Source organism: Micromonospora sp. RB23 (assembly GCF_053585025.1).
Genome location: NZ_CM132111.1, coordinates 803,881 through 816,792, shown reverse-complemented (window position 1 = coordinate 816,792; position 12,912 = coordinate 803,881). Strand labels below are relative to the sequence as shown.

At 73.0% G+C, this 12,912-nt stretch carries 14 protein-coding genes; 10 read left to right on the top strand and 4 right to left on the bottom strand.

Annotated elements, in window-relative coordinates:
- Window positions 1-92 precede the first annotated feature (92 nt).
- Window positions 93-1,493 (top strand): type VII secretion integral membrane protein EccD, encoded by a 1,401-nt coding sequence (gene eccD / locus ACTFTM_RS03750; protein ID WP_449564466.1) that lies wholly within the window; start codon window positions 93-95, stop codon window positions 1,491-1,493.
- 73 nt (window positions 1,494-1,566) lie between these two features.
- On the opposite strand, the gene ACTFTM_RS03745 is transcribed toward eccD, so the two are convergent.
- Window positions 1,567-1,887 (bottom strand): helix-turn-helix domain-containing protein, encoded by a 321-nt coding sequence (locus ACTFTM_RS03745; RefSeq protein ID WP_449564465.1) that lies wholly within the window; start codon window positions 1,885-1,887, stop codon window positions 1,567-1,569.
- Between the two features lie 682 nt (window positions 1,888-2,569).
- On the bottom strand, window positions 2,570-3,757 hold the full coding sequence (locus tag ACTFTM_RS03740) for a type VII secretion protein EccE (RefSeq protein ID WP_449564464.1): 1,188 nt from the start codon (window positions 3,755-3,757) through the stop codon (window positions 2,570-2,572).
- Between the two features lie 148 nt (window positions 3,758-3,905).
- Here ACTFTM_RS03740 and eccB point away from each other — a divergent pair, with 148 nt between their 5' ends.
- The 8 genes from eccB (at window position 3,906) to ACTFTM_RS03700 (ending at window position 10,484) form a co-directional block, all read left to right on the top strand.
- The gene (gene eccB / locus ACTFTM_RS03735; RefSeq protein WP_449564463.1) at window positions 3,906-5,492 is read left to right on the top strand and encodes a type VII secretion protein EccB; all 1,587 of its coding nucleotides are present in this window, start codon (window positions 3,906-3,908) and stop codon (window positions 5,490-5,492) included.
- 87 nt (window positions 5,493-5,579) lie between these two features.
- Complete coding sequence (locus tag ACTFTM_RS03730) at window positions 5,580-5,948, top strand: hypothetical protein (RefSeq protein WP_421474260.1); 369 nt, start codon at window positions 5,580-5,582, stop codon at window positions 5,946-5,948.
- Window positions 5,941-7,224 (top strand): WXG100 family type VII secretion target, encoded by a 1,284-nt coding sequence (locus tag ACTFTM_RS03725; protein WP_449564462.1) that lies wholly within the window; start codon window positions 5,941-5,943, stop codon window positions 7,222-7,224. Before ACTFTM_RS03730 ends, ACTFTM_RS03725 begins: the two co-directional genes overlap by 8 nt.
- A 185-nt stretch (window positions 7,225-7,409) precedes the next feature.
- Complete coding sequence (locus tag ACTFTM_RS03720) at window positions 7,410-7,766, top strand: hypothetical protein (RefSeq protein ID WP_449564461.1); 357 nt, start codon at window positions 7,410-7,412, stop codon at window positions 7,764-7,766.
- Between the two features lie 234 nt (window positions 7,767-8,000).
- Window positions 8,001-8,798 (top strand): hypothetical protein, encoded by a 798-nt coding sequence (locus tag ACTFTM_RS03715; RefSeq protein ID WP_449564460.1) that lies wholly within the window; start codon window positions 8,001-8,003, stop codon window positions 8,796-8,798.
- 71 nt (window positions 8,799-8,869) lie between these two features.
- Window positions 8,870-9,220, top strand: coding sequence for a hypothetical protein (locus ACTFTM_RS03710; protein ID WP_449564459.1), 351 nt, complete (start codon window positions 8,870-8,872; stop codon window positions 9,218-9,220).
- Complete coding sequence (locus ACTFTM_RS03705; RefSeq protein WP_449564458.1) at window positions 9,210-9,617, top strand: pyridoxamine 5'-phosphate oxidase family protein; 408 nt, start codon at window positions 9,210-9,212, stop codon at window positions 9,615-9,617. Before ACTFTM_RS03710 ends, ACTFTM_RS03705 begins: the two co-directional genes overlap by 11 nt.
- 222 nt (window positions 9,618-9,839) lie before the next feature.
- Window positions 9,840-10,484 (top strand): C39 family peptidase, encoded by a 645-nt coding sequence (locus ACTFTM_RS03700; RefSeq protein ID WP_449564457.1) that lies wholly within the window; start codon window positions 9,840-9,842, stop codon window positions 10,482-10,484.
- Window positions 10,485-10,493: 9 nt separating this feature from the next.
- Here ACTFTM_RS03700 and ACTFTM_RS03695 read toward each other — a convergent pair whose 3' ends face one another.
- Window positions 10,494-11,816, bottom strand: a complete 1,323-nt coding sequence (locus ACTFTM_RS03695) for an FUSC family protein (RefSeq protein WP_449564456.1) — start codon at window positions 11,814-11,816, stop codon at window positions 10,494-10,496.
- A 180-nt stretch (window positions 11,817-11,996) separates the two neighbouring features.
- On the opposite strand from ACTFTM_RS03695, the gene ACTFTM_RS03690 reads away from it, so the two are divergent.
- Entirely contained in the window at window positions 11,997-12,602 is a 606-nt protein-coding gene (locus tag ACTFTM_RS03690) for a hemerythrin domain-containing protein (RefSeq protein WP_449564455.1), read from the top strand.
- A 70-nt stretch (window positions 12,603-12,672) separates the two neighbouring features.
- Here ACTFTM_RS03690 and ACTFTM_RS03685 read toward each other — a convergent pair whose 3' ends face one another.
- Window positions 12,673-12,843, bottom strand: coding sequence for an antitoxin (locus tag ACTFTM_RS03685; RefSeq protein ID WP_393394344.1), 171 nt, complete (start codon window positions 12,841-12,843; stop codon window positions 12,673-12,675).
- Window positions 12,844-12,912: the final 69 nt, after the last annotated feature.

Sequence of the window (12,912 nt, the reverse complement as noted above, 5' to 3'; positions counted from 1 at the left end):
CCCGTCATCGTAGGTAATCTGCCGTGGGCGCGGTGCACCCGCACCGTGGCACCCGCGGCCCGCTGATCGTAGATGGACACCAGGAGGCCACTGTGGCTACGAAGTCGGCGACCGGCGGTCTGAGCCGGATCACCATTGTGGCCCCCCGTACCCGGATGGACCTGGCGTTGCCGTCGGACGTGCCGATGGCCGACCTGCTGCCCACCCTTCTGCGTTACGCGGGGGAGGACCTGGCCGACGACGGGGTACGACACGGCGGCTGGGCGCTGTCCCGCCTGGGCTCGGCGCCTCTGGACGGTGGTCGTACCGCCGCGCAGCTCGGTGTCCGCGACGGCGAGGTGCTGTACTTCAACCCGCGTTCGGCGGCGGCCCCGGAGATCGTCTTCGACGATGTGGTGGACGCGGTCGCCACCGCCACCACGCAGCGGCCGGGCTCCTGGCAGGTCGAGGCGACCCGGTCGTTCTCCGTGCTGTTCGCCGCGGCGGCGTTCGGCGCGGGCGCCGTGGCGGCCCTGTTCACCGGCCCTCCGCACCTGCCCGCGGCGCTGGCTGCCGTGCTGGTCGCGGTGGCGCTGCTGGTCGGCGCGGCGGTGCTCGCCCGGGCCGTGGGCGACAGCCGGACGGGCTCGGTGCTGGCGATGGGCGGGCTGCTCTACGCGGGTACCGGCGGCCTGCTGCTGCTCGCCGGGGACCGGAAGCTGACCGAGCTGACCAGCCCGCACGTCCTGCTCGCGGCCACCGCCGTGGTGGTCGCCGGCGCGGTGGCCGTGCTGGCCGTCGGTGACGACCGGTACCCCCTCTTCTTCGCCGGTATCGGCCTGGGCGCGGGGACCGGTGTGGGCGCGCTGCTCTGCCTGCTCCTCGACATCGACGCCGCGGCCGGTGCCGCGGTGGTGGCGGCGGTCGCCTTCGGGATGGTGCCGGCCCTGCCGATGGTCGCCTATCGGCTGGCCCGCCTGCCGGTGCCGTCGATCCCCACGGGCCCGGACGACCTGAAGACCGACAGCGAGACGGTGGACGGACGGCGGGTGCTCGAGCGCAGCGACCGCGCCGACGCGTTCCTCACCGCTCTGCTGTGGACGGTCTCGCTGCTGGTGCTCGGCGCGGAGCTGGTCCTGGCCCTGGACGGCAGGCTGGCGGCGGTGCTGCTGTGTCTGGTGCTGGCCCTGTTGTCGCTGCTGCGGGCGCGTCCGCTGCTGGGCCGGGCGCAGCGTGTCCCGGTACTCCTCGCCGGCACCGCCGGGCTGGGCCTGGCGGCGGCCGCGACGTTCGCCGGCGGCGCGCTGGCGGTCCGGCTCGGCCTGGTCCTCGGTGGGCTGCTGCTGGCGGCCGTGGTCAGCCTGATCTACGGCCTGTCCGTCGCCGGCAAGCGGATCTCACCGGTGTGGGGTCGGTTGCTCGACATCGTCGAGATCCTGCTGATCATCGCGTTGGTGCCGCTCGCCGTCTGGGTCTGCGGCATGTACGACTGGATCGTCAACCTCCGCCCCTGAGTAGCCGGCACGGTCCCTCGTAAGACGGCAGACGGTCCTTCCCGGGGTGGAGAAGGACCGTGCAGCGTGGGGATCAGGCGGCGCCGCCCTGCTGGCGGCATTCGTGGTCGCGGTGGTGCTGAAGGGCTTCTTCCAGCTGGTCTTCGAGGATGATGATCCGGCAGGCGGCTTCCAGAGCGGTGCCGTGGTCGACCATCTCCCGGGCTCGCACGGCCAGACGCAGCTGGTATCGGGAGTAGCGGCGGTGGCCGCCGGCGGAGCGGAACGGGATGATCAGTTTCGCCTCGTCAAGCCGGCGCAGGAAATCCTGCGAGGCGCCGACGATCTCGGCGGCGCGGCCCATGGTGTAGGCCGGGTAGTCATCGTCGTTGAGCATGTCGTCGGGTTGGGCCATACATTCCTTCTTCACGAACGAGGGCCCCGGCGCGTGTCGCGCCGGGGCCCAGGGTTACGGGTTGAATACACCATCTACCGACAGGTTCGTCGGGTTCTCGTTTCCGCACCCTGCCGCGATCGGCAAGCGGTGCGAGGATCGCATAAGCGTGACCGGAGACCACCTCGCGTTCAAAGTGATTACGGTGTCCACCTCAGAACTGGAACTACGTCCTGACGGCGGGCGATCCAACGGCGCCAAACCCTCCCTTTCCTCTGCTTTCATCTGTCTGCCGTGCTATCCGTCGATGCCGGAGCCCCACGCGACTTCATGGCCCCGAACATGTGCGGCGGATCCCTGCTGCGTCAGGCGGAGCCCCGAACACTGCATCGGCCCTGCCTGCGGTTGCCCTGACCTGGAATTACGTCAAGGTCTTGTCGTGCACGTGCCGTGTTGCACGCGGTGATGTGGTTCCACCGCGGTACCGAGCGGGCCACGAGAACTTCCGGGCCTGCTGCGACGCTCGGCCTGTTACGTCGGCGTCTTCAACCGATCTTCGTCGTCAACGGAGGAAACATTACCAGCTCCACCGAGAATGTCTAGGCTCCAGAGACTAGATTTTCTGGCCGGCGGATGGCACCTTCCCCGTCCATGCCGCCTGCGGCAGGTCGGTGCGCCTGCCAGGATTGGCCTGCCGGAACGTTCAGCGGGGCTGCCGGCGGCCGACGCCGCCGAGCGCGGCGGCGACCGGCGCGCTCGCGTAGACACCCGGCCCGTGCTGGCCGTCCATCGGCCGGGCCGACGCGCCGGACCGGTGCGCCACGTCCCGGACGACCTTGACCAGCGCCTCGACGTGGTTGTCCATGGCCGCGACCCGCAGCAGCGGGGCCGCCACGCGCCCGTCGGGCGACACCGCCGCCGCCACCGTGTGCGAGGGCGCGGACGTCGCGGTGATCGCGTCCACCAGCGGGCCGAGTGGCACGTCCGGCCGACCCCGCAGGGTCATGCAACGGTGCGTCCAGCCACCGCCACGCAGCCCCGACCACGTCTCGGTCGGTGGCTCCGGCACCAGGTCCAGTCCGGCAGCCGAGACCACCGCGGCGCGCAGCTCGTCACGGCCCAGCGGCCGGTGGGACAGGCCGGCCGCCGTCAACGCCTTGCCCAACCGGCCGATCCCGGCGGCCAGTGTGCGGTGGACGCCCGCCAGCCCGCCGCCCCGGCTCACCGTCTCCACCCGTGCGTCGCGGACCGTGAGCCGCAGCGCCACCCAGACGGTACGGTGCGCCGCCGGTGGCGCGCCGGCCGCCGGATACCAGACCAGGGTGTGCGCGACCACCTGGGCCCGGGAGACCGGCGCCGAGAAGTCGGCGAGCACCCGCAACACGCGGTCGACGGTCGAAGCCTCCACCGAGCCGACCGCCGCGCCGCTGGCCGGCTGCAACGCCACCGCAGCGAACCAACCCTGGTCGTCCTGCCCGATACCCAGCCGGGTGCCCCGGTCGGTCAGCTCGATCACGCCCAGCTCGGGGGCCAGCGCGGCCAGCCGGGGGTCGGCGGCCGCACCGCCGGCCAGGGCCGCGGCGGCCCGATCACGGCGGCGACGCATCCCGCGGCGCAGCAGCACGTCCTCGAACCACCAGCGACCACCCCGCCGGGCGAACGCGGACAGCACGACCACCGCCGCCACGACGGCCACCGTCGCGAGCAGCCAGCTCGGACCGGCCGTCGCGGCCCACACGGCGACGGCACAGACCTCGAGTACGACGAGCTGGCCGACCAGGACCGGACCGATGCGACCCCGACCCGGTCGGTCGGCCGCAGGGGTGACCCGCCCCGGAACAGCGGACGGCCGCATGACGGCATCCGCGGGTGGCGCCTGAACCTGCGTCATCGCTGACTGTCCCTCCTGGACGGTACGGCCCTGTGCCGGGGTGTTCCGGCGGTGGCCCCGAGGACCGGCCGTCGGCCCCTTATCGTAGGGAAGCCCGCGACGGCACCCCGAGGACATCGTTGCGGATCCACCCCGCCGGAGGTAAGTCATGCGGACCCGCCGCGATCAGGTGCAGGCGTACCGCTTCGTCACCCGCCGGATCGTCTCCGCGCTGCTGTCGGGCGACCCGGAGACCACCAATCTGCCGATGCGACGGCTCGGCATGGCGGTCTTCGGCAGCGTGATCGCCGCCGCCGTGGTCCTCGGCGGCGTGGGCGCGTACGGCCAGTTGACCGGGAACACCGCGCCGCTTGACGAGAACACGCTGGTCATCGAGCGGGAGACCGGCGCCACCTACGTGTACGCCCAGGGGCAACTGCACCCGACGCTCAACTACACCTCCGCCCGCCTCATCCTGAACGAGCCGGACCCGACGGTGCGCACCATGTCGCAGGCGTCGCTGCGGGACCGGCCACGGGGCCGCACCGTCGGCATCGTCGGCGCGCCCGACGCGCTGCCGGACCGCAAGTCGTTGACCGGCCTGCCATGGTCGGTCTGCGACGTGCCCGACCCGGTCGACCCGCGTCACACCACCACCCGCGTCGTGATCAATCGGCCGCTGCCCGGCGGCACGCCGCTCGGTGACCGTGCGGTGCTGGTCACCGTGGACGGTCAGCGGCACCTGCTCGCCGGCGACTCCCGGCTGGAGGTGCGTGGCGGTGACCAGGCCGTCGCCGCCCTGCGGATGACGGGTACCGCTCCACTGCCGGTCGGGCAGCAGTTGCTCAACGCCGTACCGGCCGGGCCGCCGCTGCGCAAGCCGTCGCTGCCCGGCATGGGTGACCGCAGTGGGTTGAGCGTGGCCGGCCAGCCCGCCACCATCGGCCAGGTCTTCCAGGCCGCCGGGCAGCACTACGTGCTGGCGCGCGAGGGTCTCGTCTCGATCAGTGAGATCACCGCGCTGCTGCTCATCAGCGGCGGCGGTCGGATTACCGACATCACCCCCGATCAGGCCGGACGCCTCCTGACGGAGCAGCGGATCGACGCGGAGGGAATGCCGAGGACGCTGCCGGCCCTGTATCCGGCCCGGGCCGGACAGACGCTGCTCTGCGCGACGTACCGGGAGGGCGCCGCCGGCGGCCCGCCGACCACCACCCTGGAGGTCTTCGACCGCGTGCCAACGGAGCTGACGGGCACCGAGCCGGGCTCGGTGCCGGTACGCCAGGGTGCCCGGGACGCGGTGCGCACGGCCGAGTCGGTGCTGCTGCCCGGCGGCAAGGGCGTACTGGCCCAGGCGGCGCCCGGTGCCGGCACCAGCGGGTCCGGCGCCGCCGGCGCGACGGTCTACCTGATCAGCCCCCAGGGTGTCCGGTACCCGCTCGGTTCGCCCGAGGCGCGGGCCGCCCTCGGCTACGACGGGGTCACCCCGCTGGCGGTGCCGGGCTCGCTGCTCGCGTTGATCCCCACCGGGCCGACCCTGGACCAGGAAGCCGCGCTCGCGCAGTTCGCGCCCGGTGACGCGGTGGCAGCCCCGACGACGTCGCAGCCGCCCTCGCAGTCGCCGACGCAGTCGCCCTCGCAGTCGCCGACGCAGTCGCCCTCGCAGTCGCCCTCGGCGACGCCGAGCACGAGCGCCCCGACGAGTGGCGGCACTGGTGGTGGGAGCCGCGAGGCATCGACCACCACTGAGGACTGAGCGGTTCGGACGGGTCGCCCCGGGTCGCCGAGGTGGACTAACCTGAATCCGCTGACGGTTGTCAACCAGAACGACGGGGATGTTGCCATGACCGGGCGTACGGAAGTCGACCTGCTGTCCCTTGAGGACTTCCACCAGCACCTCGCCCTGCGGCTGAGTCAGGCCGAGTCGGTGCTGCGCAAGCTCAACACCGAGATGCAGTGCAGCCCACCGGCCCTCGGCTCGTTCACCGACGCGACACAGAATTCGCGCCGCTACAGCGAGGTCCACCAGTCCTACGTGGAGCAGGCCGAGCGGCTCCGGCAGGCCGTGCAGGCGGCGCAGCAGGCGACCGGCACCATCCTCGCCAACTACCGCACCGCCGAGGCGCGTAACGCTGCCAACGCCACCGACATCACCGCGGCGCTGACCGGGGTCGACCGGGCGTTGCAGCCGAAGGGGGACGGGCGTGTCTGAGTACACCCAGCGTTACCAGGATCGGAGCCACCAGGAGCTGTACGACGCGGTGATGGCCGGCAAGCCCGAGCAGATCGAAGGGATCGCCGCCCAGTGGGCCGCCCTCAAGGGCATCCTGGACGGCCTCGGCCGTGAGCTGAAGGGCGACCTCGAGAAGCTCGGCAACACCTGGACGGGCGCGGCGGGCCGGGAGTTCCAGCGACGGCTCACGCTGATCGTCGACCACTCCGACGCGCTGGGCGAGGGCATGTCCGGCGTCAAGCAGGGTCTCACCATGATGGCCGGCCAACTGCGTACCGCGCACCAGAATGTGGAGAGCCCGGAGGAGACCGACGACAACGACCAGGCCATCAAGGGCGCGCTCAAAGGCTCGGCCTTCGGCCTGCCCGGCGCGGTGGTCGGCGGCATCATGGGCCACCAGCAGGACAAGGAGGAGCAGGAGAAGGCCCACCAGCGGATGGTGAACCTCGTGGCCGAGTTGGCTGCCGGTTACGACCTCTCCGCCTACGACCGGGTGGTGGACCCGCCTCCGCCGGATCCGGACACGCCGCGCACGGTCGACGACGACCGGCCGGCGCCGCGCAGCGGTCCGGCCAGCACGACGCCGTCGAGCGCTCCGATCGCCACCGGTCTCGCCGCGCACACGGGCGGCGCGACCATCGCGACACCCGATGGCGTGGCCTCTCCGCCGACCGCCGGGGGCGGGGTCGTTCCCGGCCACGACGGCGGCAGCTCGGTCGTCGTCATCGGGCCGGAGGGCACCGACAGCGACCCGGCGGGCACCACCTCCCTCGCCGGCGCGGACCCGCTGGTCGGCGGGGCTCTGCTCGCCGGCGGGGCGGCCGGACTGGCCGGTCTGTCCGGGCCGACCACCATGCCCGCGAGCGCCGCAGGCGGCCCGAGCCTGCTCTTCGGGGCCGCCGGCGGCGCACCCGCGGGTGGGGTGCTGCGCACCTCCGCGCTCGCCGCTTCCACCAGCACTCCCACCACCTCGGCCCGGCCGACCGGTGGTGCCGCCGCGGCGGAGAGTCGTTCGGCCAGCGGCGTCGGGCGGAGCATCGACGGTCGGCGCGGCGAGTCCGGTCGGGCGGCCGCGGGCGGGCGGCAGGGCCTGACGGGCAACGGCCGGGCCACCGGCCGTCCCGGCGTGCTCGGCGGGCACGGTCGGGGCGATGACGACGAGTCCGACGACCGGCTGACCTGGCTGACCGAGGACGAGATGGTGTGGCAGGACGGCGGGGACGCCGCGCCGCCGGTGCTCGGCACCGGCGGCTGACCGCCCGGCCACCGCAGACGACCTCACGTGACCTCCGCCGGACCCGCTCCGGCGGGGGTCACGTGCTTCGGCCCGCCGCCAGACCGTGACCCGGCACCGTCCACAGTGTTGACGGTGGTCGTGGTCACTCCCGTTGTCTCCACCGTCGTGCTGCGCCGCACCCTGTCGGGCGATAGGTTGGTCGGGTGTCCTCCGCAGCTCTGGTCCGCCCGGCCCGCTGGGCCGTGCTGCGGTCGCTGCGGGAGCTGACGAGGCTGGCGGTCACCGCGCTGGTGCTCGCGGTCGGTCTCGGCGGCGCCCTCGCCGCCACCCCGCCTCCCGCGGAGGCGCAACTGCGCCCGAGCGCCGTGAGCAGCCGGGTGGACGCCGTTCGACCCGAAGCCGCCCCGACCACCGAGCGTACGAGCCAGCCGGTCCCTGCCCGGCCGACCGGCGGAAACGCCGTCGCGCCGGCCGGCCCGGTCCTCGTGGGCGTGGCGCACCCCCCTGCCGGCGTACCCGGCCGCGGCACCCCGCCCCGACGCGGCCCTCCCGCCCGCTGACCCCGGTCCGCCAGGTCACCCGCCGCTTCGTCTGACCCGCCTCCGGGTCGTCATCCGGGTGTCCGAACGCGCAGCCGCACCCGCTCGGCATGCCCGCCCGGCGACGGCTCTGCGCCCCGGCCGGCCATCGGAACAGCTCACCCCGCCCACTGCGAGCCCGTCGCGTCGACCGACCGGCCCGTACGGGTCGGGACCCATCCCTCGATACCGTCATTCGACCGCGAGGTGCTGATCATGCAGACCGTCCTCTCCGCCGTCCTGCCCGACGTACCCCGGGCCGCCGCCATCTGGCTGAGCCTGCTCGGGGTGGTCGTGTTCGCCGTCGCCGCGCTCCTGGCACGACCCGGCCGCCTACGCCTCGACCCGGCCGCCCGCATCCGCGACGCGGCCATGCCCAGCCACCTCGAACAGGCGCAGGAGCAGCGGGAGCAGAGCCGCTACGCGCAGGAGATCGCGGTGGCCGCCGAACGCGCCACCACCACCGCCCAGCGTCGACGTGCCGAGTGGGTGGCCGCGCAGGAGACCGTCGAGTCGGCCTGGGAGGCGCTGGAGGCTGCCGAGGCGGGCGTACGGCGGCTCGGCGCGGCAGCCGCGATGCCGTTGCCGCAGACCGTCCGGACGCCCGCCGAGTACGCGGACCGCGAGCGCTACCTGCACCGGGCCGCGCTGGACGCGTACTGGCGGCGGGAACTGTCGGTGGAACAGCTCAGTGACGTCTTCGCCCACCGGGACGGTTGGGACCCGCGGCTGCATCCGGTCGAGCAGGAACTCGTGCTGCAACGGGCCGTCCGCGACAACCTGGCGGCCAGGCACGCCGCCGCCGTGGAGTCCGAGCAGGCGGCCTGGCGGGCCGCGGAGCTGGCCGTGGCGGCGGCGCGCAGCCTCCGTGCGGAGGTCCACGCGGCCACCGGACGACGCTCGGCGGAGTCGGCCTCCGTGCTGCCGCTCAGCGAGGTGCTCCGGCCGGCTGTCGAGCAGACCCGGGAGAACACGGTGGTCGCCCGCGGTCGGGCGGCCGTCCCGGCGTTCTGAGCCGGCGGCGCGAACCGGGACGAGCGTTCCGGGCCGGGTCGGTGTCGGTGTCGGTGGGTTAGCGTGACGGCATGTCCCGACAGTCGTGGGTCCTCGTGGTGGTGGCCGGCATCCTTGCGCTCGCCACACTGGTCGGCGCGGTGGTGCTGGCGGTGCGTGTGGTGCGTACGAGGCGGCTGCTCACCGGGCTCGGCGCGGGCGGCAAGGTGGCCTTCTACGGGGCGTTGATCTACACGATCTTCCCGGTGGACATCCTGCCGGACCCGATCTACCTGGACGACATGGGCGTCCTGGCCGGCGCGTTGATCTACCTCACGCGACTCGTGCACAAGCGCCGGGCGGCGGCCCGTCGCCTGCCGGAGCAGGCGGACGCGCCGTCGGCTCCGAACCACACCCGGACGGGGGACGCACGTGGCCGGTGATCATCGACTGGACATCCACGACGACCGGGTGGCCGCCTTCTGCGCCGAGCGGCACCTCGCCACGCTGACCACACTGCGCGCCAACGGCACCCCGCACGTCGTACCCGTCGGGGTCACCCTCGACCCGGCGGCCGGGCTGGCCCGCGTGATCACCTCCGGCACGTCCCAGAAGGCTCGGCGGGTGGCCGCCGCCGGCGCGGAGGGAACCCCGGTGGCCGTCTGCCACGTCGATGGCCGTCGCTGGTTGACGATCGAGGGCCGGGCGGTGCTCCGATCGGACCGGGCCGCCGTGGCGGAGGCGGAGCGCCGGTACGCCGAGCGCTATCGGACCCCGCGCCCGAATCCGGAACGTGTGGTCATCGAGATCACCGTGACGGGACTACCCGGAAGCCTCTGACGTCCGTTACGTCCCATATGTCTGGTTTGCGGCTCGCTGTCGAGCTGCGGACCTGAGCCAACCGCGCGCGGAATCCTCCACCCCCGGCGGTCGTTACGCCAGGTCGCGACGCCCGCAACGGCAGCCGGCGGCGGAATGCCGCCCGGAGCAGGGCCGTTACGTCCCCGGCAGCCACGGCCGAGACCGCCACGGAGGCGGCTACCCCCGAACGGAGACTCGACCATGAACCCGATCGTGCAGAAGAGCGGCCTGTCCGTCGTCGGCCTGTTGGTCGCCGGCGGTTGCGCGCTCGGCCCCGCCGTCGCCGCGCAGGCAGCCCCCGCGCCGGCGGCCCCGTCCTCGTCGAACCAGACCAGCCGCATTGCCGAGCGGATCCTCGACGTCGACTACCAGGCGCAGCCGAACTTCTTCTACTGCGGCCCGGCCGCGACCCGCATCGCGCTGTCGGCCCAGGGCAAGGCCCTTTCCCAGGACGAGGTGGCCAAACGGCTCGGCACCACCGAGGCGGGCACGCCCTCGGCCCTGGACACCACCCGCGTGCTCAGCGAGCTGACCGGCGGTCACTACCGCACCACCGAGATCCGTGACTCGGTGGCCCGCCCCGACCAGGTCGAGCAGCTGCGCCGGGACGTGCTGGCCGCGATCGACGCCGGCCGACCGGTGGTGGCCAACATCAAGGGCACGACGGTGGACACCGACGGCAACCCGCACTCGTACGAGGGTGGCCACTACCTCACGCTGGTCGGCTACCGCGACGGCGGGGACCTCATCCGGGTCGCCGACCCGGCAGACCCGGCGCTGGGCGAGTACTGGATGAGCCTGCCGAAGGTCGCCAACTGGATCGCCGAGCGCGGCTACTCCTCCTGATCCGACAGTTCACCGGGCCGGCCTCTCCCGCGCGGAGGGGCCGGCTCTGCTGTCGCGTTTGCGGTTGGCCAGGTGCGCCCGGCGACGCGCGCGGACGGCCCGTGTCGGCCGGGCACGGTGCAGCTCACGCCGGGCCGGCGGCGCGATGGCCGACTCGCCGGCGCCGGCCGCCCGGCGCACGATCCGGTTGGCGTCGTCCGGTTCGCAGCCGGCCGCCCGGAGCAGGTCGCTCAACGCGGTACGCAGGCCGGTGACCATCGCGTCGCCGAACGACCTGACTCCCCTCGCCGCGGCCCGGCCGGCCAACTCGGCACACTCCTCGACGAGCTTCCGGGTGTACCGCGGGTCGTCGCCGGTCCGGCACTCCGTCCGCATCTTCGCCACCGCCTGTCCCAGCCGGCCGATCGCGTCCGGCAGTTCCGGCGGGATCGGCTCGTCGTACTGCAGGGCGGTGGTCGACCAGCGGGCGAGGACGCGGCTGTCCAGCATCAACCGTTCGAGATTCTCGGCGCTGCGGGCGTACCTGTGGAACTGCTGGCGGCGATGCCACCGGACGGGCGCGATCGTCACCACCTCCTCCGCGCCGCTCAGCGCGTCGTGCAGTCGGCCGAGATCGCCGTCGGTGCCGCGCAACGTATCCAGGACGTGTCTCGTCCGTCCGCTGTCGCGCTGCCGGAGCGCCTGCCCCAGCTTGTCGAGTTGTTCAGACAGGATCGTGAAGATCGGCGTGGCGGCCCGGTCCAGCACCCGCATGGGGTTGACCGGCAGCAACAGGGCGACCACGACCAGACCGACGGCCCCACCGACGAGCGCGTCGAAAATCCGGGGCAGCTCCAGGCCACGCTCCATCGGGGCGAGCGTGGCGATCAGTACGGCGGTACCACCGGCCTGGCCGACCAGCGGGCCACCCTTCCCGGCCACCAGGAGGGCGGTGGCGATGGCCAGGCCGACGACCACCCCCGTCTGCCACGGTCCCGAACCGACGAAGAAGCGCAGCGTGTCGCCGATGACGATGCCCAGTCCGACACCGAACAGCAGCTCGAAGGTGCGCCGGGCCCGCTGCCCGATGGCGGTGGCGATCGTACCGACGGCGGCGGCGGGAGCGAACACGTGCGACCCCGGACCGAGGAAGTGCTTGGCGATCAGAGCCGCGAGCGCTGCCGCCAGCCCGGCCTGGGCAGCGATCACCAGGGTGACCTCCCACTGCCGGGCGCGGACCCGGCCGGCCTGGCCGCTGCGGTGCCGCACCCGCTCGACCGCCTGACCGCCGCGCTCCGCGGCCTCGTCGAGCCGCGACTGGTCGCGGCCGGCGGGTGGACGGTCGTCGGGCATGGCGGCGGTTACCCCCGGGAAGCGCGGTCAATCGTGCCGCCGCGCCCGGCGCTTCCCAGAGGCACCGGCGGCACCAGCCGTCACCGGAGTGCGAATCCATCGGCGTTCGTAGGTTTGCCCGACCGCTCGGGGGTACCAGGGGCCACACACCCACCGATCCGCAACCGGTAAGGGGCCCAGATGAGCAGTCCACAGAGCACCGGGGACCAGGATGTGGTCGACATCCTCGTCGCCGACCACCGTGAGGTCGAGACCCTCTTCGTCGAGTTGGAGACACGGCAGGGTACGCCCGAGTACCGCCGTCAGCTCGCCGACGTCGTGATCGCCGAGCTGGTCCGGCACGCCGTGGCCGAGGAGGCGTACGTCTATCCGACGGCCCGCAAGGCGCTGCCCGACGGCGACCAGATCGCCGACCACGAGATCGTGGAACATGCCGACGCCGAGCGCACGATGAAGGATCTGGAGGCGGTCGACCCGTCCGACCCCCGCTTCGACGAGTTGCTGGCCCACCTGACCAGCACCATCCGTCACCACGTCAAGGACGAGGAGAACGACCTTTTCCCCCGGCTACGCGCCGCCACCGCCCGCGAGGAGATGGTCGAGCTGGCCGGCAAGGTGACGGCGTTCAAGAAGATCGCCCCGACCCGCCCGCACCCGAGCGCGCCGGACCACCCGCCGGCGAACAAGCTGCTCGCTCCCGGCACCGGGATGATCGACCGGATGCGTGACGCGCTCAGTGACCGGCCGACGTCGATGGACGAGCTACGCGAGCGGCAGCAGCGCTGATCGACGTACGGTCCGGACACGACAGTCCCGGGTCGCCGAGTTCTCGGCGGCCCGGGACACGTCTGTCACGTCAGCGGACCTGGTCACCCTCACCGGTACGCGCCTGGGCCTGGTCGACGCCCTTGTCGATCTGGTCGTCGTACTTGCCGCCGGTGCGCTTGTCGGCCATGTCGCCGGCCTTCTCCATACCCTGGTCGACCTGCTTGTCGTGCTTGTCCGCGAAGTCCTTGGCCTTGTCCATGAAGTCACCCACGGTGCTCCTCCTCCTCGGATAGTTCCCTTTGGCGTTCCCTGGTCCCGACAGCGCAAA

What these genes read in the sequence shown, in the direction of transcription:
- ACTFTM_RS03745 (WP_449564465.1), bottom strand. Translation starts at nt 1,887, where the DNA reads ATGGCCCAACCCGACGACATGCTCAACGACGATGACTACCCGGCCTAC.
- ACTFTM_RS03740 (WP_449564464.1), bottom strand. Translation starts at nt 3,757, where the DNA reads ATGACGCAGGTTCAGGCGCCACCCGCGGATGCCGTCATGCGGCCGTCC.
- eccB (WP_449564463.1), top strand. Translation starts at nt 3,906, where the DNA reads ATGCGGACCCGCCGCGATCAGGTGCAGGCGTACCGCTTCGTCACCCGC.
- ACTFTM_RS03730 (WP_421474260.1), top strand. Translation starts at nt 5,580, where the DNA reads ATGACCGGGCGTACGGAAGTCGACCTGCTGTCCCTTGAGGACTTCCAC.
- ACTFTM_RS03715 (WP_449564460.1), top strand. Translation starts at nt 8,001, where the DNA reads ATGCAGACCGTCCTCTCCGCCGTCCTGCCCGACGTACCCCGGGCCGCC.
- ACTFTM_RS03710 (WP_449564459.1), top strand. Translation starts at nt 8,870, where the DNA reads ATGTCCCGACAGTCGTGGGTCCTCGTGGTGGTGGCCGGCATCCTTGCG.
- ACTFTM_RS03700 (WP_449564457.1), top strand. Translation starts at nt 9,840, where the DNA reads ATGAACCCGATCGTGCAGAAGAGCGGCCTGTCCGTCGTCGGCCTGTTG.
- ACTFTM_RS03695 (WP_449564456.1), bottom strand. Translation starts at nt 11,816, where the DNA reads ATGCCCGACGACCGTCCACCCGCCGGCCGCGACCAGTCGCGGCTCGAC.
- ACTFTM_RS03690 (WP_449564455.1), top strand. Translation starts at nt 11,997, where the DNA reads ATGAGCAGTCCACAGAGCACCGGGGACCAGGATGTGGTCGACATCCTC.
- ACTFTM_RS03685 (WP_393394344.1), bottom strand. Translation starts at nt 12,843, where the DNA reads ATGGACAAGGCCAAGGACTTCGCGGACAAGCACGACAAGCAGGTCGAC.